Source organism: Pseudomonas sp. BIGb0164 (assembly GCF_024810135.1).
Lineage (GTDB): Bacteria > Pseudomonadota > Gammaproteobacteria > Pseudomonadales > Pseudomonadaceae > Aquipseudomonas.
The window spans coordinates 340,059-363,191 of the sequence record NZ_JANUEA010000006.1; the positions used below are offsets into that span (position 1 = coordinate 340,059).

21 protein-coding genes are annotated in these 23,133 nt (G+C 60.8%); 11 read left to right on the forward strand and 10 right to left on the reverse strand.

The genetic code is table 11. The features are described 5' to 3' along the window. Window positions 1-143 precede the first annotated feature (143 nt). Window positions 144-1,070, forward strand: coding sequence for a transaldolase (tal, locus tag M2394_RS18300; protein WP_259173423.1), 927 nt, complete (start codon window positions 144-146; stop codon window positions 1,068-1,070). 109 nt (window positions 1,071-1,179) lie between these two features. Here the strand turns inward: tal and rssC are convergent, their stop codons facing one another. Both rssC and rssB read right to left on the reverse strand, forming a co-directional pair. Further along, complete coding sequence (rssC, locus tag M2394_RS18305; RefSeq protein WP_003172602.1) at window positions 1,180-1,662, reverse strand: anti-sigma factor antagonist RssC; 483 nt, start codon at window positions 1,660-1,662, stop codon at window positions 1,180-1,182. Next, window positions 1,662-2,843, reverse strand: coding sequence for a two-component system response regulator RssB (gene rssB / locus M2394_RS18310; protein WP_178921154.1), 1,182 nt, complete (start codon window positions 2,841-2,843; stop codon window positions 1,662-1,664). Before rssB ends, rssC begins: the two co-directional genes overlap by 1 nt. 276 nt (window positions 2,844-3,119) lie before the next feature. On the opposite strand from rssB, the gene M2394_RS18315 reads away from it, so the two are divergent. Further along, entirely contained in the window at window positions 3,120-3,416 is a 297-nt protein-coding gene (locus M2394_RS18315; protein ID WP_178921156.1) for a PilZ domain-containing protein, read from the forward strand. A gap of 60 nt (window positions 3,417-3,476) precedes the next feature. On the opposite strand, the gene M2394_RS18320 is transcribed toward M2394_RS18315, so the two are convergent. After that, entirely contained in the window at window positions 3,477-4,166 is a 690-nt protein-coding gene (locus tag M2394_RS18320; protein WP_178921157.1) for a VacJ family lipoprotein, read from the reverse strand. Window positions 4,167-4,363: 197 nt separating this feature from the next. Here M2394_RS18320 and M2394_RS18325 point away from each other — a divergent pair, with 197 nt between their 5' ends. Together M2394_RS18325 and M2394_RS18330 are read left to right on the forward strand one after the other, a co-directional pair. Next, a complete protein-coding gene (locus tag M2394_RS18325) occupies window positions 4,364-4,972 on the forward strand; it encodes an HAD family phosphatase (RefSeq protein WP_259173425.1) in 609 nt (202 codons plus the stop codon). Between the two features lie 110 nt (window positions 4,973-5,082). Continuing rightward, the gene (locus tag M2394_RS18330; RefSeq protein WP_005786202.1) at window positions 5,083-5,349 is read left to right on the forward strand and encodes a DUF4404 family protein; all 267 of its coding nucleotides are present in this window, start codon (window positions 5,083-5,085) and stop codon (window positions 5,347-5,349) included. A gap of 166 nt (window positions 5,350-5,515) precedes the next feature. On the opposite strand, the gene queF is transcribed toward M2394_RS18330, so the two are convergent. Both queF and M2394_RS18340 read right to left on the reverse strand, forming a co-directional pair. Beyond that, the gene (gene queF / locus M2394_RS18335) at window positions 5,516-6,346 is read right to left on the reverse strand and encodes an NADPH-dependent 7-cyano-7-deazaguanine reductase QueF (RefSeq protein WP_259173427.1); all 831 of its coding nucleotides are present in this window, start codon (window positions 6,344-6,346) and stop codon (window positions 5,516-5,518) included. Window positions 6,347-6,415: 69 nt separating this feature from the next. Continuing rightward, window positions 6,416-6,937, reverse strand: coding sequence for a cupredoxin family protein (locus M2394_RS18340; RefSeq protein ID WP_259173428.1), 522 nt, complete (start codon window positions 6,935-6,937; stop codon window positions 6,416-6,418). Window positions 6,938-7,093: 156 nt separating this feature from the next. Here M2394_RS18340 and M2394_RS18345 point away from each other — a divergent pair, with 156 nt between their 5' ends. Next, a complete protein-coding gene (locus tag M2394_RS18345; protein WP_176995357.1) occupies window positions 7,094-7,774 on the forward strand; it encodes a heavy metal response regulator transcription factor in 681 nt (226 codons plus the stop codon). Next, entirely contained in the window at window positions 7,771-9,117 is a 1,347-nt protein-coding gene (locus M2394_RS18350) for a heavy metal sensor histidine kinase (RefSeq protein ID WP_259173429.1), read from the forward strand. The genes M2394_RS18345 and M2394_RS18350 overlap by 4 nt, the downstream gene beginning before the upstream one ends. Before the next feature lie 116 nt (window positions 9,118-9,233). On the opposite strand, the gene M2394_RS18355 is transcribed toward M2394_RS18350, so the two are convergent. From M2394_RS18355 to M2394_RS18365, 3 genes are read right to left on the reverse strand one after another with little or no spacing between them, the layout of a single operon-like run. Continuing rightward, window positions 9,234-10,478: a lipoprotein-releasing ABC transporter permease subunit gene (locus M2394_RS18355; protein ID WP_176995355.1), complete on the reverse strand. Its 1,245-nt coding sequence runs from the start codon at window positions 10,476-10,478 to the stop codon at window positions 9,234-9,236. 58 nt (window positions 10,479-10,536) lie between these two features. Further along, window positions 10,537-11,220 (reverse strand): lipoprotein-releasing ABC transporter ATP-binding protein LolD, encoded by a 684-nt coding sequence (lolD, locus tag M2394_RS18360; RefSeq protein ID WP_163000979.1) that lies wholly within the window; start codon window positions 11,218-11,220, stop codon window positions 10,537-10,539. A gap of 7 nt (window positions 11,221-11,227) precedes the next feature. Beyond that, window positions 11,228-12,478 (reverse strand): lipoprotein-releasing ABC transporter permease subunit, encoded by a 1,251-nt coding sequence (locus tag M2394_RS18365; protein WP_178921486.1) that lies wholly within the window; start codon window positions 12,476-12,478, stop codon window positions 11,228-11,230. A gap of 94 nt (window positions 12,479-12,572) precedes the next feature. On the opposite strand from M2394_RS18365, the gene M2394_RS18370 reads away from it, so the two are divergent. Together M2394_RS18370 and M2394_RS18375 are read left to right on the forward strand one after the other, a co-directional pair. Further along, entirely contained in the window at window positions 12,573-13,157 is a 585-nt protein-coding gene (locus M2394_RS18370; RefSeq protein WP_176995352.1) for a PilZ domain-containing protein, read from the forward strand. A 44-nt stretch (window positions 13,158-13,201) separates the two neighbouring features. Further along, complete coding sequence (locus tag M2394_RS18375; protein WP_176995351.1) at window positions 13,202-13,924, forward strand: glycerophosphodiester phosphodiesterase; 723 nt, start codon at window positions 13,202-13,204, stop codon at window positions 13,922-13,924. A 42-nt stretch (window positions 13,925-13,966) separates the two neighbouring features. On the opposite strand, the gene sthA is transcribed toward M2394_RS18375, so the two are convergent. Then, window positions 13,967-15,361 (reverse strand): Si-specific NAD(P)(+) transhydrogenase, encoded by a 1,395-nt coding sequence (sthA, locus tag M2394_RS18380; RefSeq protein ID WP_016971429.1) that lies wholly within the window; start codon window positions 15,359-15,361, stop codon window positions 13,967-13,969. A gap of 234 nt (window positions 15,362-15,595) precedes the next feature. Here sthA and M2394_RS18385 point away from each other — a divergent pair, with 234 nt between their 5' ends. Next, window positions 15,596-16,138: a chalcone isomerase family protein gene (locus tag M2394_RS18385; RefSeq protein WP_259173431.1), complete on the forward strand. Its 543-nt coding sequence runs from the start codon at window positions 15,596-15,598 to the stop codon at window positions 16,136-16,138. A 273-nt stretch (window positions 16,139-16,411) separates the two neighbouring features. Next, window positions 16,412-17,710 (forward strand): MFS transporter, encoded by a 1,299-nt coding sequence (locus M2394_RS18390; protein ID WP_176995348.1) that lies wholly within the window; start codon window positions 16,412-16,414, stop codon window positions 17,708-17,710. 162 nt (window positions 17,711-17,872) lie between these two features. Here the strand turns inward: M2394_RS18390 and M2394_RS18395 are convergent, their stop codons facing one another. Then, window positions 17,873-19,336, reverse strand: coding sequence for a glyceraldehyde-3-phosphate dehydrogenase (locus tag M2394_RS18395; protein ID WP_259173432.1), 1,464 nt, complete (start codon window positions 19,334-19,336; stop codon window positions 17,873-17,875). A 340-nt stretch (window positions 19,337-19,676) separates the two neighbouring features. On the opposite strand from M2394_RS18395, the gene mfd reads away from it, so the two are divergent. After that, on the forward strand, window positions 19,677-23,126 hold the full coding sequence (gene mfd, locus M2394_RS18400; RefSeq protein ID WP_259173433.1) for a transcription-repair coupling factor: 3,450 nt from the start codon (window positions 19,677-19,679) through the stop codon (window positions 23,124-23,126). Window positions 23,127-23,133 lie beyond the last annotated feature (7 nt).

Here is a 23,133-nt window from a genome sequence, read left to right on the forward strand (position 1 = left end):
GGCCTCCTATTGAGCAGGTAGGCCGGTGTTTCAAACGGCTGTTTTCAGGATGTTGCCCTCGCAAACGATCGAACGCATTTGCGCCCTTGAGCGCCTGTCGGCGCTCGGGTAATGTCATCAGACCCATAGGACAGAGCACGCCCATGACTTCCAAGCTGGAACAACTCAAGCAATTCACGACTGTCGTAGCCGATACCGGCGACTTTTCCACCCTCGCCAAACTCAAGCCGCAAGACGCCACCACCAACCCTTCCCTGCTGCTCAAGGCCGCATCGATTTCGGCGTATGCGCCGTTGCTGGATGAAGCCGTCAAGGACTGCAACGGTGACGTGGGCCTGGCCAGCGACCGTTTTGCGGTGGCGGTAGGCCAAGAGATCCTCAAGGTAGTGCCGGGCCGCATCTCCACCGAGGTGGACGCCCGCCTGTCGTTCGACGAAGCGGCCATTCTCAAGCGTGCGCACCGTCTGATCGACTTGTACGAAAAGGCCGGCGTTGGCCGTGACCGCGTGCTGATCAAGATCGCGTCCACCTGGGAAGGCATCCGCGCTGCAGAGAAGCTGGAAAAAGAAGGCATCCAGACCAACCTGACCCTGCTGTTCTCCTTCGCCCAGGCCGTGGCGTGTGCTGAAGCAGGCGTGTTCCTGATTTCGCCGTTCGTGGGCCGTATCTACGACTGGTACAAGAAAGCCAACGGCAACAACTATACCGGCGCGGATGATCCGGGCGTGCAGTCGGTGACGCGCATCTACAACTACTACAAGGCCAATGGCTACAAGACCGTGGTGATGGGGGCAAGCTTCCGCAACCTGAGCCAGATCGAAGAGCTGGCCGGGTGTGATCGCCTGACCATCAGCCCGGACCTGCTGGAGAAGTTGGCTGCCGACGAAGGCAAGCTGGAGCGCAAGCTGTCGCCAGGCCATGCCGGTGAAGCGCGGGTGCATTTGACTGAAGCGCAGTTCCGTTGGGAATCCAACGAGGATGCGATGGCGACCGAGAAGCTGGCGGAGGGGATTCGTCAGTTTGCTCGGGACCAGGAGAAGCTGGAGGCATTGCTGACTGCCAAGTTGTAAAAGGCGGCGGTTGCAAAAAGGGCGGCACCTTTGCGGGTGCCGCCCTTTTTTGTCTTTCACCGACCTGAAGTCGAACTCAGTACATTTGGAATGTATTCCAACAGTAAAATCAGTGGCGCTCGAGGGCGTTGACGAGGTCGTGGAAGGCTTCGCGGTTGGACTCGTTGAGGCCCATCAGGATCTTGTGCGCTTCCAGCACCTTGACCCGCACCACTTCCTCGGACTGGTCCTGGGATGGCAGGTCGGTCAGGCATTCCGGGCAAGGGATCGGGCGGTCAACGATGTTGAACACCTGGTCGAAGCCCATGGACTGCAGCAGACGGGTGATGTCTTCGTGGGTGGTGACGACCGTAGGCAACAGGCCGACCTTCTGCCGAGACAGAATGGACAACTTGGCCAACAGCCCAAGGGTGGTGCTATCGATGCTGCGGGTTTCGGTCAGATCGATCACGATCGCCGAGAAATTCAGCGCTGTGAAGATCCGCTCAATCGTCGCATCCAGCGCCGAACACAAGGTCAGGCGCACTTCACCGACAAACTTCAGGACGAAGGTCCCGTCTTGCTCGGCGAATTGGATTCTTCCGGTACTCATCAAAGATTCCTGCTCAACACCAATAGGGCGATATCATCCGGCATCTCCCCTAGCGTGGCCAATCCAAACACTTGCCGCAGGCCATCCAGGCTGCCGCCCGCCGACTTGACCTTTTGAGGCAAGGCGGCTTCTTTCTCCTTGAGTGTAGGCTCTGGAAGCAGGTCCAGGATACCGTCGGACATCAGCGTGAGGCTGAAGGTCGGCGGCAGCTCCAGGATGTGGTCTTCGTAGGTGGCTTCATTGAACAAGCCCACCGGCAGGCCACGCCCTTCCAGGTAACGCACACTGTCAGGAGTGTATAAAACAGGCATCGGCAGGTGACCGCCAATACTGTAGGTCAAAAGACCGGTTTCTTCATCGATCACGCCGCCGACCATCGTCACGTGCTTGCCCAGCTTGCAGCTGATCAGGCCTCGGTTGATGTGGCCCAGCACCTCGGAGGGGGTGAACTCCGGCAAGGTGCCATTGCGCTTGGATTCGAACAGCAGCCGTGTGGTCATGAACTTCAACAACACGGTCACAAAAGCAGAGGAAGCTCCGTGGCCGGACACGTCGGCCAGGTAGAACGCGACACGCCGCTCATCGACGCGGAAGTAGTCGACAAAATCACCCGACAGGTACAACGACGGGATGATCTGGTGAGCAAACTGGAAGTCGTCGATGGTCCAGGGGCTGACCGGCAGCATGTTCATCTGCACCTGGCGACCGGCGTTCTGGTCTTCCTGGAGCAGGTTCAGGCTGGCTTCGAGTTCGCGGTTGGCGGTTTCGAGCTTTTCGCGGTAACGCTGGTTTTCCAGCAGCAGGCGTGCACGGTCCAGCGCACGACGCACCGAGTGCTCCAGCACAGCCAGGTCTTCGAGAGGCTTGATCAGGTAATCGGCCGCGCCCAGACGCAAGGCCTCGACGGCATCGTTCATCACCCCGGCACCGGACACAACGATCACGGGCGTCTGTGGGGCAAGGTCGGTCACCTGGCGAATCAGCTCGAGGCCGCCCATCTGGGGCATGCGCAGGTCGCAGATCACAAGGTCGGGCTTGTCGCGCTCGAACACCTGGAGACCCTGTTGGCCGTTACCGGCCTGCAGGACGCTGAAGCCACTGTCTTCCAAATAGGCCGCGAGGCTCGCGCGCACTACTTCGTCGTCATCGATTATCAGCAGCGTGGCACTGGTTTTTTGCATGTGGGCAAACGGCGCCAGAATTAGGTTGGCGTAGGTGGCTCGACAATGGCCGGGCTCACGTACTGGATTCGCTTTCTAGCCACTCTGTCCTACAAAGCACGGGCTTTTGGCCCACGCACAACAGTAAAGCAGAGGTGCCCTTCTAAGGCGCAGACGGTACTCCCATCCGCCAGGGGTTTCAAGCTCATGCCGATGGTCGCCGAGCGTCTTTACACCGCAAATCACCGGGAGTTATAAGAACAGCAACAACCACAACACAAAGTAAGGATGGAACCTGTGAGCGAACACGAGCGCGACTACGCCGAAAAACGCGATTTCATCCGCATGCGAGTGGATGCTGATGTGTCACTGATCCACGCCGGGCAGGAGATTGCCGGGGTTTGCGTGGACCTTTCCAGCTCCGGCATGCAGGTGCAGGCTCCTCGCCAGTTCCAGGTGGGTGACAGGCTCACCGTGCGTATCGACTCGGTGCACGCCGCTCTCAGGGGCCTGGAGGCCGATACCGAAGTGGTCTGGACCAAGGCCAGCGGTGAAGACCAGCACCTGGGCCTGAAGATCCTGAAGATGCACTAAAAAGCCGCACACAAAAAAGGCGACCACTGGGTCGCCTTTTTCATTTCAAAACATCACGACTTAAAAGTCGTCGACCACCTTACCGTCCTTGACCTTGAACTCACGGTTCTGCAGGTAAGCGTTACGGATGAAGGTGTACTTGTCGCCGGTGATCAGCTTCTCGCTGTCGAGCAGGCTGGCACGGGTATCGACAATGTTCAGGCCGAAGGTGCTGTTACGCCAGCCGATGTCGTTCATGTAGCGGTACGGTTGGGTGTAGCTGTCGACGTATTTGGACGGTGCGTCACGCAGGGTGCTTGGGCCCAGCAGTGGCAGCATCACGTAAGGACCGCTACCGACGCCCCAGTAGCCGAGGGTTTGGCCGAAGTCTTCGTCGTTGCGGTGTAGGCCCATTTTGGTGCCCACATCAATGAAACCCAGCACGCCAAAGGTGGTGTTCACCAGCAAACGAGCCGTGTCGACGCCCGCCGCGTGAGGCTTGAGCTGCAATACGTCGTTGGCAAAGTTGCCGACATCGCCGATGTTGCGGAAGAAGTTATGGATGCCAGTCTGCACGAATTGCGGGGTGACGAACTGGTAACCCTGGGCCAATGGCTTGAGCGCGTAGGTATCAACGGTGTCGTTGAAGGTGAAGATCGGGCGGTTGACGCTTTCCCATGGGTCGTCTTCCGACGCGGCCTGGGCGGCAAATGGGGCCAATAGAACAGTGGCACACACAGATAGCTGAGCGATGTAGTGGCTCCAGCGCATAGCTTTGGCTCCTTGAATAGTCTGTCATGGGCGCTATGCCCTGAATAAGACCGTCAGTATATGACGGAAGTGTCAAATTAGGCAGTCGGTAGGAATTGTCTTAATGATAAATGCACAAAATCCCTACAATTACTCATAAGTGTCATCCCCTTGTCATCCGATCCCGATAGCGTCACAGCTATTTCAGGGATCTCGAAATGCCTCACGCCGAAATTGCCGTCGCCAGCGCTCCCTCATTGACTGCCGTGCTATTTGGCCTGAGTGGCTGCCTGGTGGATTTCGGTTCCCAGGCGCGCACCGACGCCCCCGCCCCCGATTCCCAAGCCACGCCCGGTGCCCTGGCCATCCTGCGTAGCCTCAAGGAGCAAGGCATCCCCTGTGCCTGGCTGGACGAGCTACCCGCCACAGTCACCACCCCACTGGCTGCCACACTGCCCAAGTGGATTAAAGCCACTTCCCCCTCCGCTATCCGCTGGCCTGCGCCAAACGCCTGCTGGCAAGCCTTGATGGAACTGAATATCGAGCGCCTGGAAGGCTGTGTCCTGGTCAGCGGCGAGCCACGCTTGCTGCAAGCCGGCCTGAATGCCGGCTTGTGGACCATCGGCCTGGCGTCCTGCGGCTCCTTGTGTGGCCTGGCGCCCGAGCAATGGCAGGCACTCACCGAGCAACAACGCGAGCACAAGCGCGGCAAGGCCACCGTGGCGCTGTACGGACTGGGGGTTCATTCGGTGATCGATCACCTGGGTGAACTGGGCACCTGCCTGGCCGATATCAGCCTGCGCCAGCTCAAAGGCGAGAAGCCCTGACACGGATCATGCACGCTCGGCGCCAGTGGATTAATCTACAGGTCAGCCCGTAGACCTTTCTCGGCGTGCCGTGGTCTATGCCAGTGCCTATCGATAAAAGGAAACACGTCATGCCTGATCGCAAAAAACTGGAAGAACAGGTCGAAATCCTGCGCGGGCAGTTGGAACAGGAACCGCCGCTGTCGGAAGAAAAACGTGAAGCGCTGGAAGCCTTGATTGCCAAGTTTGAATTGCAGCTTGAACTGGAGCCGGCCACTCAAACGCCCAGCATCTCCGACGATGTGAACCAAGCCGCCATAGAATTCGACGCTGAGCACCCGGTCATTTCCGGGACGTTGCGCAATATCATGATCACCTTGGGCAATATCGGCATCTGATCCCGATCAAACTCAACCGCAGACCTCAATGCGAGGGCTGGCCTTTGTGGGAGCTGGCTTGCCTGCGATAGCATCACCTCAGCGCAACTGAAAAAACGAGGTGTCTGCATCGCAGGCAAGCCAGCTCCCACACAAGCCAGCCCCCACAGTCAGTTTGGGGTGATGTTTATTGACGAGCCAGGCGCACGTTCTGGAACGCCACATCCTCAGTGCTGCGGTACGGGTTGATATCCAACCCACCCCGGCGCACATACCGCGCATACACCGTCAACGTCTCCGGCTTCAGCAGGCGCTGCAGGTCGAGGAAGATCCGCTCCACACACTGCTCATGGAAGTCCGAGTGCTGGCGAAAGCTCACGATGTACTCGAGCAGGCTGGCGTGATCCAGTGCCGAACCACGGTACTCCACCACCACACTCCCCCAATCCGGCTGGCTGGTGACCGGGCAGTTGGATTTGAGCAGGTGGCTGTGCACGCTCTCCTCTACAACACGCGAATCATCGCAGCGCAGCAGTTCCGGGCGCGGATGTTCATAGCTGCTGACGTTGATATCCAGGTCGTCGATGCACACGCCCGGCAAGGCCATCACGCCTTCAGCCTCGATCTCGGCCAGTGTGCGAATACGCACGGTCACGGGCTTGCCGGCGGCTGCGCTGAGGTCAGTGCGCAGGGTGGCTTCCAGGCTCGCCGTGTCGGCGAATGCGGTCTGGTTCAGCGAGTTGAGGTACAGCTTGAAGGACTTGGACTCGATGATGTTCGGCGAGTCGGCCGGTATGCTGAACTCGCCGATGGCCACCACCGGCTTGCCCGACGGCAGCAGCCAGGACAGTTCGAAGCAGTTCCAGAAATCCACACCCTTGTAAGGCAGGGTCTCGGCGCTCAGGCCCAGCTCGGCCCATTTGGCGGCGCGAGGGATCGGAAACAGCAACGACGGGGTGTAGGTGGAGATGTATTCACTGGACTTGCCCAGCGGCGAATGTTCGGCTGCGGGATGCATGGCGGAAACCTGGCTAAATAAACCGCGCCAGTCTACCAGCCTTTGCCCCCGCGCCTAAGCGCCGCCGGATCAATCGACGTTGAGCTTGCCCACCATGCCCGCCTGGTAGTGCCCCGGGAGGTTGCAGGCAAACTCCAGGCCCGTGGCCTTGGTGAACGTCCAGGTCAGCTCGGCGGTTTTACCGGGCTCCACCAGCACGCTGTTGGGGTCATCATGCTTCATGCCGCCCATCTCACCGTGGCCCATGGCGCTGTGGTCCATTTTGCCCATGCCGGTGGCGGTGAGCATGCCGCTGGCCTGCATCTGCAGCATTTCCTTCTGGTGCTCGGCATGCATCGCCGCGTCGCCCAGGTTGAATTCGTGAAGCAACTGGCCTTTGTTGACCAGCACAAAGCGCACTGTTTCGCCGGCTTTTACGTCCAGGGACTTGGGCGAAAAGGAAATATCCTGCAGCGTCACTTCCACAGTGCGCGTGGCTTTATCGGCCGTTGCCGGCTGGCCAAACGAATACGTGTGGGCAGCGTCGGCAATCGCATCAACACTCAACGCCAACAGGCAACCCGCCAACAACAGGGGTGTACGCAACGCCATCGCTCTTCTCCAAAAATGTATGACTGGCCAGGGGAGCACTCTAAGATTGCGCCGCTGCCAGCCAGCTGACTGCTAGATTACAACTTTGTAAGGTTGCGCCCCTGCCCCGCCACCCACGGTATAAAGCCCGTCGTCACCCGTTGCCAAGAGTTGCCCATGAAACTGCTGATCGTCGAAGACCAACCCAAGACCGGCCATTACCTGCGCCAGGGCCTGGCCGAGGCTGGCTTTACCACCGAACTGGTGGCCGACGGCATCACGGGCCAGCACCTGGCGCTGACCGGCGACTTTGACCTGCTGATCCTCGACGTGATGCTGCCCGGCCGCGACGGCTGGCAAATTCTCCAGGCCGTGCGCAGTGCCGGCCTGGATATCCCGGTGCTGTTTCTCACCGCCCGCGACGCCGTGGAAGACCGCGTCCATGGCCTGGAACTGGGCGCCGACGACTACCTGGTCAAACCCTTTGCCTTTTCCGAACTGCTCGCCCGGGTGCGCAGCCTGTTGCGCCGTGGCAGCAGCACGCCCCAGGAAACCGCACTGCAACTGGCTGACCTGCGCCTGGACCTGATCCGTCGCCGCGTGGAGCGCGACGGCCAACGCATCGACCTCACCGCCAAGGAATTTTCCCTGCTGGAACTGCTGTTGCGACGCCAGGGCGAGGTGCTGCCCAAATCGCTGATTGCCTCCCAGGTGTGGGACATGAACTTCGACAGCGACACCAACATCATCGAGGTTGCGATCCGCCGCCTGCGCCTGAAAGTCGATGACCACTATCCCAACAAACTGATCCATACGGTGCGCGGCATGGGCTATGTGCTGGAGGAGCGCCTCAATTGATCAAGCGCCTGTCCCTGGCAAGCCGTCTGGCGCTGCTGTTTGCCGGCTGCACCGCCGTGGTGTCGCTGTTGGCAGGCGTGTTGTTCAACCACGCCAGCGAGGCGCACTTTATCGAGCTGGACCAACAATTGCTCGACAGCAAGCTGGTAGCGTTGCGCAGCACGTTGCAAGGGGTCGACTCCGCCGCGTCTTTCGCCGAGCGAGAAGCGCAGTTGCGCACCGAACTCAACCGCCAACCAGACCTTGCCCTGCGCATCACTGCGGCCGGGAAACGCTGGTTCGACGGCGCGCCGGATGTCGCCCTGCCGACGGCGCCCGGCCTGCATAGCCTGCAAAATGCCGGCACCGACTATCGCGTCTACAACGCGCCATTGATCGCCGGCCAAGCCAACTCGCCGCAACTCACCCTGATGCTCGACATCACCCACCACCAGCATTTCCTGCAACGCATGCAGCACCTGATCTGGCTCACCGTCGGCCTCTCGGCCCTGGCCACTGCACTGCTCGGCGCCTGGGCGGCGCGCAGTGGGCTGCGGCCCTTGCGGCGCATGGGCGAAGTGGCCGCCAGCGTGTCGGCCCATTCGCTGACTCAGCGCCTGCCGCAGCAGCAAATGCCCGCGGAACTGGCCGAATTGGCCCAAACCTTCAACGCCATGCTCGGCCGCCTGGACGATGCATTCCAGCGCCTCTCGGCGTTCTCAGCCGACATCGCCCACGAACTGCGCACGCCGTTGTCGAACCTGCTGACCCAGACCCAGGTCATCCTCACCCAGCCACGCCCACTGGAGGATTACCGCGAAGCGCTGCACAGCAACCTCGAAGAGCTGCAATGGATGGCGCAGTTGGTCAATGACATGTTGTACCTGGCCAAGGCGGATCACGGCTTGCTGGTGCCCAAGCGCGAAACCTTAGCGCTGGAGGATGAGGTCGATGCGCTGCTGGAGTTCTTCGCACTGCTGGCGGAAGACGGGCACGTCAGCCTGGTACGCGAGGGCACTGCCCATACCACGGGCGATCGCGGGATGTTGCGCCGGGCATTGTCGAATCTGCTGGATAACGCGTTGCGGTTTACCCCGCCGGGCGGCGAAGTACGCGTGCGCTTGGAGGATGGGGTGAGGCTATCGGTGGAGAACACCGGGGAAGGCATTCCAGCGGAAATGCTGCCGAGGTTGTTTGATCGGTTCTACCGGGCGGACCCGGCGCGCCGTGAAGGCAGCAGTGAGCATGCAGGATTGGGGTTGGCGATTACCCAATCGATCGTGCGGGCCCATGGGGGGAGGATTTTTTGTGAGTCTGGGGTGGGGTGGACACGGTTTGTGATTGAGTTGCCCAAGATAGATTGATGCAATCCGTGCCGGCCTCTTCGCGAGCAAGCCCGCTCCCACATTTTGACTGCATTCCAAAAAATGGACTCGGTCGAATGTGGGAGCGGGCTTGCTCGCGAAAGCGGTCTTAAATACTACGAATATCTCAGCGCATGCGCCGGCTCAATCTTCGCCGCCCGATACGCCGGGTACAACGTCGCCAGAAAGCTCAACACAAACCCGGCCGTGCAGATCAGCACCACATCCCCACCCTGCAGCTCCGAAGGCAGGTTGCTGACAAAGTACACGTCCGAACTGAAGATATGCTGGCCGGTCACCCGCTCCATCCAGCCCACCAATTCACTCACGTTCAACGCTGCAATCACGCCCAGCACGCCGCCGATGAGGGTGCCGACGATACCGATCACCGTACCCTGCACCATGAAGATCGCCATGATCTGCCGGGGCGTGGCGCCAATGGTGCGTAGGATCGCGATGTCTGCGCCCTTGTCGTTCACTACCATGATCAGGGTGGCGATGATGTTGAACGCGGCCACGGCCACGATCATCAGCAACAGCAGGCCGATCATGGTCTTTTCCATTTTCATTGCGCTGAACAGGCTGCCCTGGGTGTGGGTCCAGTCATCCGGCTTATAGGCTGCGCCCAGGCTGGCGGCGATGTCCGCCGAAACCTTGGGGGCTGCGTACAGATCTTTTACCGCCAGCCGCACGCTTTGCACCTGGTTGGGCTGCCAATGCTGGATCTCGGCGGCATCGGCCATGTTGATCAGCGCCATGGAACCGTCAAGCTCAGCGCCCACCTTGAAGATACCGACCACGTTCAAACGCTGCATGCGCGGGGTGATGCCGCCCGGGGCAGTGCTGATTTCCGGCACGATCAGGGTGAGCTTGTCGCCCACGTTCAAGCGGAAACGGCGCGCGGTGATGTCGCCAATGACCACGCCGAACTCACCGGCCTTGAGGTCTTGCAGGCTGCCTCGCACGATATGTTGGGCCACGATAGACACCTTGCCTTCCTGGTCCGGGTCGACGCCGCTGATCTCGATCGGCTGCATCGCGCCTTTGTAGGAGAACATGCCATCCATCTGCGTGAACGGCACGGCAGCGGTCACTTCCGGGTTCTTCATGGCGGCAGCAGCCACCGGCTGCCAGTCGTCGATGGGGTTCACGCCAACGATGGTGGCGTGGGGCACCATGCCGAGGATGCGTGAGCTCATTTCACGCTGGAAGCCGTTCATCACCGACAGCACCACGATCATTGCCAGCACACCCAGGGCGAGGCCGATCATCGAGGTCATCGAGATAAACGAGACAAAACGGTTGCGGCGCTTGGCGCGGGTATAGCGCGTGCCGATGAAAATCGATAACGGTCTGAACATTCGCGGGCACCGTTGGAAAAATAGAAAACCCGGTGCCTGGCACCGGGCTTGAAACAGGTCAGATGGCGACCAGATGACCTTCCTGCAGGTGCAATACACGGTCCATCTGGCGGGCCATGCTCATGTCATGGGTCACCACCAGGAACGCAGTGCGCATCTGGGTGCTCAGCTCCAGCATCAAATCCTTGATGCCCTGGGCAGTGTGGGAGTCGAGGTTGCCGGTAGGCTCGTCGAGCATCACCAGGCCCGGGTTGTTCACCAGGGCGCGGGCAATCGCCACACGTTGGCGCTCGCCACCCGACAGTTCAGCCGGTTTGTGCTCCAGGCGGTGGCCCAAACCGACGCGCTCCAGTAGCGCCTTGGCGCGCTGGCGGGCTTCCGGGATCGCGGTCTTGCCGATCAGCAGCGGCATGCACACGTTTTCCAGGGCGGTGAACTCCGGCAGCAGGTGGTGGAACTGGTACACAAAACCGAGGGAACGGTTGCGCAACTGGCCACGGGCCTTCTCGCCCAGGGCCGACAGTTCTTCACCCGCCAGCCATACGCTGCCCTTGGACGGCGTATCAAGGCCGCCCAACAGGTTCAGCAAGGTACTTTTGCCGGAACCGGAACTGCCGACGATCGCCACGCGCTCGCCCGGGTGCAACTCCAGTTGCAGATCTGACAACACCACCACCGATTCAGGGCCTTCCTCGTAGGATTTGCCCAGGTTGCGGCAGCTCAGGATTGCTTTTTCACTCATGCCCGATTCACTCATAACGTAAGGCCTGTGCTGGCTGGGTGCGTGCCGCGCGCCAGGCTGGATACAGGGTGGCAAGGAAACTCAGGACCAACGCGGCGCCGCCCACCATCAACACGTCCTGGGCCTGAACCTGGGACGGCAAGTAGTCGATGAAGTAGACGTCGGCGTTGAGAAACTTGTGGCCGATCAGGGTTTCGAGGGCGGCGATGGCGGCGCTGACGTTCAGCGCGGCCAAAATGCCGACGGCGGTGCCGATCAAGGTGCCGACCACGCCAATCACGGTGCCCTGCACCATGAAGATCGCCATGATCTGCCCTGGCGTAGCGCCAAGGGTGCGCAGAATCGCGATATCGCCCTTTTTGTCGTTCACCACCATCACCAGCGTGGAGATGATGTTGAAGGCCGCCACCGCAACGATCAGCAACAGCAGCAGGCCGATCATGGCTTTTTCCATGCGGATGGCCTGGTACAGGTTGCCGTGGGTACGGGTCCAGTCGCGGGCGTAGTACTGGGACTCACCCAAATGCTGGGCGATTTCCCACGAGGCACGCGGCGCATCGAACAGGTCGTTGAACTTCAGGCGCAGGCCCTGCACCTGGTCCGGCTGCCAGCGGTGCAGGCGGGCCAGGTCGGTGAGGTTGGTGAGGCCCAGGTACCCGTCGATCTCGCCGGCGCCCACGTGGAAGGTGCCGACCACGGTGAAGCGCTTCATGCGCGGGAACATGCCGGCCGGGGTCACGGTGACTTCCGGGGCAACGAAGGTGAGCTTGTCGCCCAGGCCCACACCCAGTTTGGCTGCGGCCTTGTCGCCGATCACGATGCCGAACTCGCCGGGCGCCAGGTCATCGAGTTTGCCCGAGAGCATGAACTTGTCGATGATCGAGACCTTGCGCTCCTGGGCCGGGTCGATGGCATTGAGCAGGATCTTCTGCACCTTGCCGTCGTTGGTCAGCAGCCCCTGCATCTGGGTGAACGGCGCGACGGCCAGCACCTTGGGGTTCTGCTTGACCTTCTCGGCCAGGCTTTGCCAGTCGCTGATGGGCGCATCGCCTTCGATGGTCGCGTGGGGCACCATGCCCAGCACGCGGGTGCGCATCTCATGATCGAAGCCGTTCATCACCGACAGCACCACGATCATCACGACCACGCCCAAGGCGAGCCCGATCATCGAGGTCAAGGAAATGAACGACACAAAATGATTGCGGCGCTTTGCACGGGTATAACGCGTGCCGATAAATACGAAGAGAGGTCTGAACATGTCGGGGCTTGTTCGGAGGAAAAGAAGACGTCCCGGTGGCGGGGTCTGGTAAGCAGCTTTACACTCTGACCATCACCGTTACCTGGGGTTCGCCATGTCGACATTAGATGAAGAAGAACGCCGCGAATACTACCGTATCGACGACATGATCGCACTTCAAATCAAAAGCCTCTCCACCCCCGAAGCGGCGAGCAAGGAAGTGTTGCTGGATGATTCGCCGCTGTTCAATCTGCTCAGCGAACTGCACCTCAGCGAATTCGAAGCCCAGCACCTGTTGCGCCAGATCAGCGAGAAGGACCGCAGCCTCGCCGCCTTCCTCAAAGTGCAGAACAAACGCCTCGATTTACTCAGCCAGATCATGGCCCGCGGCCTGCTGGACGAGGTCGGCGCACCGCAGCCGGTGATCATTTCCGAAGGCGGCATCGACTTCCAGCACCCTACCCCGCTCGCCACCGGCGCGCACCTGGCGGTCAAGCTGGTGCTCATGCCCCAGGCGCTTGGCCTGCTGCTGCGCGCACGGGTCACCCACTGCGACCCCAAGGGCAATGGTTTTGACGTAGGCACGGAGTTCGAGTCCATGACCGACGCCCAACGCCAACTGCTCGCCCGCTACATCCTGCAGAAACAAGCCCAGGAACGACGCCTGGCGCGGGAACAAAGCGACGCCAAAGACACCTGAATACGTATTCACCCCGCCAGACACCCTGGCGCATAGGAGCAACTGTGACCCTGATTTACGGCCACCGCGGTGCCAAAGGCGAAGCACCGGAAAATACCCTGACCAGCTTTCAGGAGTGCCTCAAGCACGGCGTGCGCCGTTGCGAACTGGACCTGCACCTGTCCATGGACGGCGAGCTGATGGTCATCCACGACCCAACCCTCAAACGCACCGCCGACCGGCGCGGCAAAGTCGTCGAGTACTCGGCGGCGGACCTGGTGAAGATGGACGCACGCAAAGGCGGCCCTGGATGGGTCAAGCCGTGCCCGATTCCGCGTCTGGAAGAGTTGTTCGAACAGTGCGACTTCGATCACTGGCAACTGGAAGTCAAAAGCGCTTCGCGCACCCGCGCGGCAACCACTGTGCTGGCTATCCGCGAGATGGCCGTGCGTCATGGCTTGATGGACAAAGTCACCGTGACCTCAAGTTCGCGGGAAGTGCTGAAAGCGGCGGTTGAACTCACCCCGGACCTGTCACGCGGCCTGGTCGCCGAATACGCCTGGCTCGACCCGCTGAAGGTCGCGCAAAACTACGGCTGTGAAATTCTGGCGCTGAACTGGACGTTGTGCACCCCTGAGCGTCTGGAAAAAGCCCAGCGCCAGGGCTTGCACGTGTCCGTGTGGACGGTCAACGAACCTGCGCTGATGCGCAGGCTCGCCGACTTCGGCGTAGATAGCCTGATTACAGACTTTCCCGGTTTGGCCACTGCCACCCTCGAGAATTACTGAAATCGGTCTCCCCGGCCGGCTCAGGCCACCGGCCGGAGCCGCTCAAAAAAGCCGGTTGAGGCCGTCGTAGGCCGCTACCCGATAGGCTTCAGCCATGGTCGGGTAGTTGAACGTGGTGTTCACGAAATACTTGAGGGTATTTTGCTCACCCGGCTGGTTCATGATGGCCTGGCCGATGTGCACGATCTCCGAGGCCTGGTAGCCGAAGCAATGCACGCCGAGAACTTCCAGGGTCTCGCGGTGGAACAGGATCTTCAGCATGCCTTGCGGCTCACCGGCGATCTGCGCACGCGCCATGCTCTTGAAGAACGCCTTGCCCACTTCATAAGGCACCTTGGCCTTGGTCAGTTCGTGCTCGTTCTTGCCGATGGAGCTGATCTCGGGAATCGTGTAGATCCCGGTCGGCACGTCGTTCACATAACGCCAGCTGCCATTGTCGACGATGCTGCCAGCGGCCGAACGGCCTTGGTCATGGGCGGCGCTGGCCAGGCTCGGCCAACCGATCACGTCACCGGCGCCGTAGATGTTTGGCACGCAGGTGCGGTAGTTCTCGTCCACCTCGATCTGGCCACGGCTGTTGACCTTGACCCCGATGTTTTCCATGCCCAGCTTGTCGGTGTTGCCGGTACGGCCGTTGCACCACAGCAAGGCGTCGGCCTTGATCTTCTTGCCGGACTTGAGGTGCAGGATCACCCCGTTGTCCAGGCCTTCGACCCGCTCGTACTCTTCGTTGTGGCGCACGGTGATGTTGTTGTTGCTGAAGTGGTAGCTCAACGCCTGGGAAATTTCCGAGTCGAGGAAGCTCAGCAACTGGTCGCGGTTGTCCACCAGCTCCACCAGTACACCCAGGCCGCTGAAGATCGAGGCGTATTCGCAACCGATCACGCCGGCGCCGTAGATGATGAGTTTGCGCGGGGTATGGCCCAGGCTCAGGATGGTGTCGCTATCGTAGATACGCGGGTGGTGGAAATCGATATCGGCCGGGCGATACGGGCGCGAACCGGTGGCGATGATGATGTGCTTGGCCACCAGCTTTTCGACCACGCCGTTGGAGCACACGACTTCAACGGTTTGCTCGTCGGCGAAGCTGCCGGTGCCGAAGAACAGGTCGACACGGTTACGCGCGTAGTAACCGGTGCGCGAGGCCACTTGCTTGGAGATGACTTTCTCGGCGCTTTTCAACACGTCCGGGAACGAGAACCAGCGCGGCTCACCAATGGCACGGAACATCGGGTTGGTGTTGAACTGCATGATCTGGCGCACTGAGTGACGCAAGGCCTTGGACGGGATGGTACCCAGGTGGGTGCAGTTACCGCCGACCTGGCGACGGCTATCGACCATCGCCACCTTGCGCCCTGCCTTCGCGGCGTTCATCGCCGCACCTTCTCCAGCCGGGCCGGAACCCAGTACCACCACGTCGTAGTTGTAGACAGCCATGCGTACTCCTCAGAACAGGCCAGGCGTACGGTTGGACGCCGGGCTAAATCATGCCGCGGCCAGCGGTCATGAAGGACAATTTGGCTCAAGTGTGTGAACCGGGGCACAGTCTATATAAGGCTCAACGCCGCGCACATTAACCCTTGGTCGCGTCGTAGGCCAGTATTGCCTTAACTACACGCTTAGGAAATTGCAATTACACTGTCGGCACGCACCTTTGCAGGACGAGCCATTATGCGGCATGTCGTTTTCTGTTTATTGCTGATGTTGTCGATCACGGTGCAGGCCAGTGAAGCAGACCGCCTCAAGCAGGCCAACTTCCCCACCCAATCCCACGCGTTGGCGCTGAAAAACCAGGCCGTGCTGGTCTATCTCTGGGCCGATGTGTACGCCGCTGCGCTATACACCCCGGCCAATCTCAGCGCGAAGCAGGCGTGGGACGGGCAGAAGGATCTGCGCCTGGCGCTGTACTACTTTCGCAACATCGACCGCAGCGACGTGATCAAGGCCGCCACCACGGCCCTCGAACGCCAGCAAACAAGCGCAACCCTTGCCCGCCTGAAGCCGGAACTGGATCAACTGCATGCCCGTTTCCGCGACATCCAAAGCGGCGACCGCTACGCCCTGGATGTTCGTCCCGGACGCGGCCTGAACCTGGAGATCAATGACCAGGTGGTGTTCAGCAGTCGCAACGACGAACTGGCAAAGGCTTACCTCGGCATCTGGCTCGCGCCCAAAGGCCTGTCCGATAGCCTGAGAAACACTCTCCTGAATTAATCACCGCTCGTAAAAACACCAAAGAACCCATGTGGGAGCTGGCTTGCCTGCGATAGCGGTGGGTCAGCCATTCATTGGCTGACTGACACACTGCGATCGCAGGCAAGCCCGCTCCCACAGCGTTCTCTATCGACAATGGCATTCGCGCATTTAGTCAGCTTGCTATCGGTTTCTGTTGCGGGTAGTGGCCAATACACATATGGTTACAAAACACCGCAAGGACGAACAGCGACCAGGGAATCACTAATAAGATAGCCAAGATGAGTGAATGACATGTCCACTTCAACGGGCAAAGGCAAAGCGATTTTTCGCGTTGTCAGCGGTAACTTCCTCGAGATGTTCGACTTCATGGTCTACGGCTTCTACGCCACGGCCATTGCCAAGACCTTCTTCCCCACCGACAGCGCCTTTGCCTCCCTGATGCTGTCCCTGGCGACCTTCGGCGCCGGCTTCCTCATGCGCCCCCTCGGCGCCATCTTCCTCGGCGCCTACATCGACCGTCACGGCCGCAAGAAAGGCCTGGTGATCACGCTGGCGCTGATGGCCGCAGGTACCATCCTCATCGCCTGCGTGCCCGGCTACGCCACACTGGGGGTCGCCGCGCCGCTGCTGGTGCTGTTCGGCCGCTTGCTGCAGGGCTTCTCGGCCGGCGTCGAGCTGGGCGGTGTGTCGGTGTACCTGGCGGAAATCGCCACGGCCGGCCGCAAGGGCTTCTTCGTCAGTTGGCAGTCGGCCAGCCAACAGGCCGCCGTGGTGTTCGCCGGCTTGCTGGGCGTGGGCCTGAACCACTGGCTCAGCCCCGAACAAATGGGCGACTGGGGCTGGCGCGTACCGTTCCTGATCGGCTGCCTGATCGTGCCGGTGATCTTCGTGATTCGCCGCTCCCTGGAAGAAACCCCTGAATTCCAGGCACGCAAGCACCGCCCTACCCTGCAGGAAATCGTCCGCTCTATCGGTCAGAATTTCGGCGTCGTCATCGCCGGCATGGCGCTGGTGGTGATGACCACCGTGTCGTTCTACCTGATCACCGCCTACACCCCGACCTTCGGCAAAGCCGAGCTGCACCTGTCGGACTTCGATGCATTGCTGGTGACGGTGTGCGTAGGCATCTCCAACTTCATCTGGTTGCCGGTGATGGGGGCAGTGTCCGACAAGATCGGGCGTAAGCCCCTGCTGCTGGGTGCGACGATTCTGGCGATTCTTACGGCCTACCCAGCGCTGTCGTGGCTGGTGGTCAACCCGAGTTTCAGCCATTTGCTGATCGTGCTGTTGTGGCTGTCGTTCCTGTACGGTTCGTACAACGGCGCAATGGTGGTGGCGCTCACCGAGATCATGCCGGTGGAAGTGCGTACCACCGGGTTTTCCTTGGCCTACAGCCTGGCGACGGCGACCTTTGGTGGGTTTACGCCAGCGGCGTGTACCTACCTGATCCATGTGCTGGATAACAAGGCGGCGCCGGGGATTTGGTTGAGTGGTGCGGCGGTGTTGGGGTTGATTGCGACGTTGGTGCTGTTTAAAGGCAATCGGCATGAGTTGAGGACCGCGCAGGCTTCTGTAGTCGGTGGCGCCTGATGAGCCGTCATCGCAGGCAAGCCAGCGCCCACATTTGAAGGTATTCACAGATCCAAATGTGGGAGCTGGCTTGCCTGCGATGAGGCCCTACCAATCAACACAAAACCAACAGGCATAAAAAAGCCCCGAACCAGTCGGGGCTTTTTCATTCAGCGCTGATGCTTAGCGCGGGAACGACGGCGGGTTGACCCCGGCCATGTCTTCCATCACGCGAACCACCTGGCAGCTGTAACCGAACTCGTTGTCGTACCACACGTACAGGACAACGCGGTTGTCCTGGGTAATGGTCGCCTCGGCGTCCACCACACCGGCGTGGCGCGAGCCTACGAAGTCGGTGGACACCACTTCCTGCGAGTTGACGAAGTCGATTTGCTTATGCAGATCGGAGTGCAGCGCCATGTAGCGCAGGTACTCGTTCATCTCTTCACGGGTGGCGGCTTTCTCAAGGTTCAGGTTGAGAATGGCCATCGACACGTTTGGCGTCGGCACACGGATCGCGTTACCGGTCAGCTTGCCAGCCAGCTCAGGCAGAGCCTTGGCAGCAGCGGTGGCAGCACCGGTCTCGGTGATAACCATGTTCAGCGCGGCGCTACGACCACGGCGATCGCCTTTGTGGAAGTTGTCGATCAGGTTCTGGTCGTTGGTGTACGAGTGAACGGTCTCGACGTGGCCGTTGACGATGCCGAACTTGTCATTCACAGCCTTCAGCACCGGCACAATGGCGTTGGTGGTGCAGGAAGCGGCGGACACGATCTTGTCGTCAGCGGTGATTTCGCCGTGGTTGATGCCATGAACGATGTTCTTCAGCTTGCCCTTGCCCGGTGCGGTCAGGACAACGCGGTCGATACCCGGGCAGGCCAGGTGCTGGCCCAGGCCGTCGGCATCGCGCCATACGCCGGTGTTGTCCACCAGCAGGGCGTCCTTGATGCCGTACTGGGTGTAGTCCACCTCAGTCGGGTTCTTCGCGTAGATCACCTGGATCAGGTTACCGTTGGCGGTGATGGTGTTGTTTTCTTCGTCGATGACGATGGTGCCGTTGAACGGGCCGTGTACCGAGTCGCGACGCAAGAGGCTCGCGCGTTTGGTCAGGTCGTTCTCGGCGCCTTTGCGCACAACGATGGCACGCAGGCGCAGGCCGTCGCCGCCACCGGTTTTTTCGATCAGGATGCGTGCCAGCAGACGGCCGATACGACCGAAGCCGTACAGCACCACGTCAGTGCCTTTGCGGGCGGCGGCGTTTTGCTGGCCGACCACCTCAGCCATTTCTTCACGCACGAACTGCTCGGCGGTACGGCCGGCGCCTTCTTTGCGGAATTTGTAGGCCAGCTTGCCCAGGTCTACCGAAGCCGCGCCGAGCTTGAGCTCGCTCATGGCCTTGAGCAGGGGGAATGTTTCGTGGACGGAGAGTTCGCTGTCGTCGGCGGAGCGATGGCGAGCAAAGCGGTGCGCCTTGAGAATCGCGATGACTGATTGGTTGATCAGGCTGCGGCCATAGATCGAGCTCACCACATTGTTATTGCGGTACAGCTGACCGATAAGCGGAATCATCGCTTCAGCGAGTGCTTCACGGTCGATCCATTCACCAAGACACTGGTCGGGCTTCTGAGTCACGGGAACCTTCCACATGTAGGGGCAGAAAAAAGGGGCTACATTATGCCGCCCGGTCGCCCCCGGAGCAATGCGCCCCAGGCAACAAAAAGTGCTTGCGAAAAATTGACACCCCTCTGCAGCCCAGTAAATACGCGGGTTCCAGAAGGCCACCTGGTTGGCTGCCAGCGTGACTTGTCCGTAACCCTCCGAAAACCTCGTGCTTTTTGACACTACATATTGAGTCAAAACCCAGCATTGTTTGTCTTAGCCACTACATTTCCTACAAACCGTAATAGGCTCAGTCAGCAACTGACAGACGGCGCCTCGGACCGTTACAATTACCGACTTTGTCGCAACGCTTGGAGCTCAACCTTCCGTGCCCGTCCTGCGTCTACCGCTTCTCCCTGCTGCGGCAGGCAAACAGCACTGGGGCAACCTGCCCGGTGCCGCCCTGAGCCTGGCCATTGCCGAGGCTGCCAGCGCAGCCAAGCGCTTTACCCTGCTGCTCACCGCCGACAGCCAGAGTGCCGAACGGCTGGAGCAGGAGCTGAGCTTCTTCGCCCCCGATTTGCCGGTGCTGCATTTCCCCGACTGGGAAACCCTGCCCTACGATCTGTTCTCGCCGCATCAGGACATCATTTCCCAGCGCATCGCCAGCCTGTACCGCCTGCCGGAACTGGCCCACGGCGTGCTGGTGGTGCCGATCACCACCGCGCTGCACCGCTTGGCGCCGACCAAGTTCCTGCTGGGCAGCAGCCTGGTACTGGATGTCGGCCAGAAGCTGGACGTCGAGCAGATGCGCACGCGCCTGGAAGCCAGTGGCTACCGCTGCGTCGACACGGTGTACGAGCACGGTGAGTTCGCCGTGCGTGGCGCGCTGATCGACCTGTTCCCGATGGGCAGCAAACTGCCCTACCGCATCGACCTGTTCGATGACGAAATCGAGACCCTGCGCACCTTCGACCCCGAAAACCAACGTTCCATTGACAAGGTGGACTCGGTCAAGCTGCTGCCGGCGCGGGAGTTCCCGCTGCAAAAAGACGCGGTCACTCGCTTCAAGGCGCGCTTCCGTGAACGTTTCGACGTGGACTTCCGTCGCTGCCCGATCTTTCAGGATTTAAGCAGCGGGATTACACCGGCCGGTATCGAGTACTACCTGCCGCTGTTCTTCGACGAAACCTCCACCCTGTTCGATTACCTGCCCCAGGACACCCAAGTGTTCTCGCTGCCGGGCATCGAACAGGCGGCGGAAAACTTCTGGAACGACGTGCGCAACCGCTATGAAGAGCGCCGCGTCGATCCATCCCGTCCTTTATTGCCGCCAGCCGAGCTGTTCCTGCCGGTGGAAGACTGCTTCGCCCGCCTGAAAAGCTGGCCACGCGTGGTCGCCAGCCAGCAGGACGTGGAAAGTGGCGCCGGCCGCGAGCGTTTTCCCGCGCAAACGCTGCCAGACCTGGCCATCCAGGCCAAGGCCAACCAGCCCCTGGAAGCGTTGTCCAACTTCCTCGGTGACTTCCCTGGCCGCGTGTTGTTCACCGCCGAATCAGCAGGCCGCCGCGAAGTGCTGCTGGAACTGCTCGAACGCCTGAAGCTGCGACCGAAAACCGTCGACAGTTGGCCCGACTTTGTAAAAAGCAAAGACCGCCTGGCGATCACCATCGCGCCGCTGGATGAAGGCTTGCAGCTGGACGACCCGGCGCTAGCCTTGATCGCCGAGAGCCCGTTGTTCGGCCAGCGCGTGATGCAGCGCCGTCGCCGTGAAAAACGCGCCGACGCCAACAACGATGCGGTGATCAAGAACCTCACCGAGCTGCGCGAAGGCGCACCGGTGGTGCACATCGACCACGGCGTGGGCCGGTACCTGGGCTTGCAGACCCTGGAGATCGACAACCAGGCCGCCGAATTCCTCACCATGGAATACGCCGAGGGCGCCAAGCTCTACGTGCCGGTGGCCAACCTGCATTTGATTGCGCGCTACACCGGCAGCGACGACGCCCTGGCGCCGTTGCACCGCCTTGGCTCCGAGACCTGGCAAAAAGCCAAGCGCAAGGCCGCCGAACAGGTGCGCGATGTGGCCGCCGAACTGCTCGACATCTACGCACGCCGCGCCGCTCGCGAAGGTTATGCGTTCGCCGACCCGAAGGCCGACTACGCCACCTTCAGCGCAGGCTTTGCCTTCGAAGAAACTCCGGACCAGCAAACCACCATCGAAGCGGTGCGCGCCGACATGCTCGCACCCAAGCCGATGGACCGCCTGGTCTGCGGCGACGTGGGCTTCGGCAAGACCGAAGTGGCCATGCGCGCGGCCTTCATTGCGGTGCACGGTGGCAAGCAAGTGGCGATCCTGGTGCCCACCACCCTGCTCGCCCAGCAGCACTACAACAGCTTCCGCGACCGCTTTGCCGACTGGCCGGTGACCGTTGAAGTGATGAGCCGCTTCAAGTCGGCCAAGGAAGTGAATGCTGCGGTCGCTGATTTGGCCGAAGGCAAGATCGACATCGTGATCGGCACCCACAAACTGCTGTCCGATGATGTGAAGATCAAGAACCTGGGCCTGGTGATCATCGACGAAGAACACCGTTTTGGGGTGCGCCAGAAGGAACAGCTCAAGGCCCTGCGCAGCGAAGTCGACATCCTGACCCTCACCGCAACGCCAATTCCGCGCACGCTGAACATGGCAGTGTCGGGCATGCGTGATCTGTCGATCATCGCCACGCCACCCGCGCGTCGCCTGTCGGTGCGCACCTTTGTGATGGAGCAGAACAAGAGCACGGTCAAGGAAGCGCTGCTGCGTGAACTGCTGCGCGGCGGGCAGGTGTACTACCTGCACAACGACGTGAAGACCATCGAGAAATGCGCCGCCGACCTTGCCGAGCTGGTGCCGGAGGCACGTATCGCCATCGGCCACGGGCAGATGCGCGAGCGCGAACTCGAACAGGTGATGAGCGACTTCTACCACAAGCGCTTCAACGTGCTGATCGCCTCGACCATCATCGAGACCGGCATCGACGTGCCAAGCGCCAACACCATCATCATCGAGCGCGCCGACAAGTTCGGCTTGGCCCAGCTGCACCAGTTGCGCGGCCGGGTCGGGCGCAGTCACCACCAGGCCTATGCCTACCTGCTGACGCCGCCGCGCCAACAGATCACCGGCGACGCCGAGAAACGCCTGGAAGCCATCGCCAACACCCAGGACCTGGGCGCCGGCTTTGTGCTGGCCACCAACGACCTGGAAATCCGAGGCGCCGGCGAACTGCTGGGCGACGGCCAAAGCGGGCAGATCCAGGCGGTGGGGTTCACCCTTTATATGGAAATGCTTGAACGCGCGGTGAAGGCCATCCGCAAGGGCGAGCAACCGAACCTCGACCAACCGCTGGGTGGCGGTCCGGAAATCAACCTGCGCTTGCCGGCGTTGATCCCTGAAGACTACCTGCCGGACGTGCATGCGCGGCTGATCCTGTACAAGCGCATCGCCTCGGCCACTGACGAAGAAGGCCTCAAGGACCTGCAGGTGGAAATGATCGACCGTTTCGGCCTGTTGCCGGAACCGACCAAGAACCTGGTGCGCCTGACCCTGCTCAAATTGCAGGCCGAGCAGCTTGGCATCAAGAAAGTCGACGCCGGGCCGCAAGGCGGGCGTATCGAGTTCGAAGCACAGACGCCGGTGGACCCACTGGTGCTGATCAAGCTGATCCAGGGCCAGCCCAACCGCTACAAGTTCGAAGGGGCTACGCTGTTCAAATTCATGGTGCCGATGGAACGCGCCGAAGAACGCTTTAATACATTGGAGGCGCTGTTCGAGCGCCTCATCCCGAAATCTGCTTGAAGGACGC

Excerpts from the sequence above, each read along its gene's own strand:
- M2394_RS18340 (WP_259173428.1), bottom strand. The coding sequence starts at position 6,937 with ATGGCGTTGCGTACACCCCTGTTGTTGGCGGGTTGCCTGTTGGCGTTG.
- lolD (WP_163000979.1), bottom strand. The coding sequence starts at position 11,220 with ATGAGTGAAAAAGCAATCCTGAGCTGCCGCAACCTGGGCAAATCCTAC.
- sthA (WP_016971429.1), bottom strand. The coding sequence starts at position 15,361 with ATGGCTGTCTACAACTACGACGTGGTGGTACTGGGTTCCGGCCCGGCT.
- M2394_RS18320 (WP_178921157.1), bottom strand. The coding sequence starts at position 4,166 with ATGCGCTGGAGCCACTACATCGCTCAGCTATCTGTGTGTGCCACTGTT.
- M2394_RS18385 (WP_259173431.1), top strand. The coding sequence starts at position 15,596 with ATGCGGCATGTCGTTTTCTGTTTATTGCTGATGTTGTCGATCACGGTG.
- rssC (WP_003172602.1), bottom strand. The coding sequence starts at position 1,662 with ATGAGTACCGGAAGAATCCAATTCGCCGAGCAAGACGGGACCTTCGTC.
- M2394_RS18330 (WP_005786202.1), top strand. The coding sequence starts at position 5,083 with ATGCCTGATCGCAAAAAACTGGAAGAACAGGTCGAAATCCTGCGCGGG.
- M2394_RS18370 (WP_176995352.1), top strand. The coding sequence starts at position 12,573 with ATGTCGACATTAGATGAAGAAGAACGCCGCGAATACTACCGTATCGAC.
- M2394_RS18325 (WP_259173425.1), top strand. The coding sequence starts at position 4,364 with ATGCCTCACGCCGAAATTGCCGTCGCCAGCGCTCCCTCATTGACTGCC.
- queF (WP_259173427.1), bottom strand. The coding sequence starts at position 6,346 with ATGCATCCCGCAGCCGAACATTCGCCGCTGGGCAAGTCCAGTGAATAC.
- tal (WP_259173423.1), top strand. The coding sequence starts at position 144 with ATGACTTCCAAGCTGGAACAACTCAAGCAATTCACGACTGTCGTAGCC.
- M2394_RS18395 (WP_259173432.1), bottom strand. The coding sequence starts at position 19,336 with ATGTGGAAGGTTCCCGTGACTCAGAAGCCCGACCAGTGTCTTGGTGAA.
- M2394_RS18390 (WP_176995348.1), top strand. The coding sequence starts at position 16,412 with ATGTCCACTTCAACGGGCAAAGGCAAAGCGATTTTTCGCGTTGTCAGC.
- M2394_RS18365 (WP_178921486.1), bottom strand. The coding sequence starts at position 12,478 with ATGTTCAGACCTCTCTTCGTATTTATCGGCACGCGTTATACCCGTGCA.
- M2394_RS18345 (WP_176995357.1), top strand. The coding sequence starts at position 7,094 with ATGAAACTGCTGATCGTCGAAGACCAACCCAAGACCGGCCATTACCTG.
- M2394_RS18355 (WP_176995355.1), bottom strand. The coding sequence starts at position 10,478 with ATGTTCAGACCGTTATCGATTTTCATCGGCACGCGCTATACCCGCGCC.
- rssB (WP_178921154.1), bottom strand. The coding sequence starts at position 2,843 with ATGCAAAAAACCAGTGCCACGCTGCTGATAATCGATGACGACGAAGTA.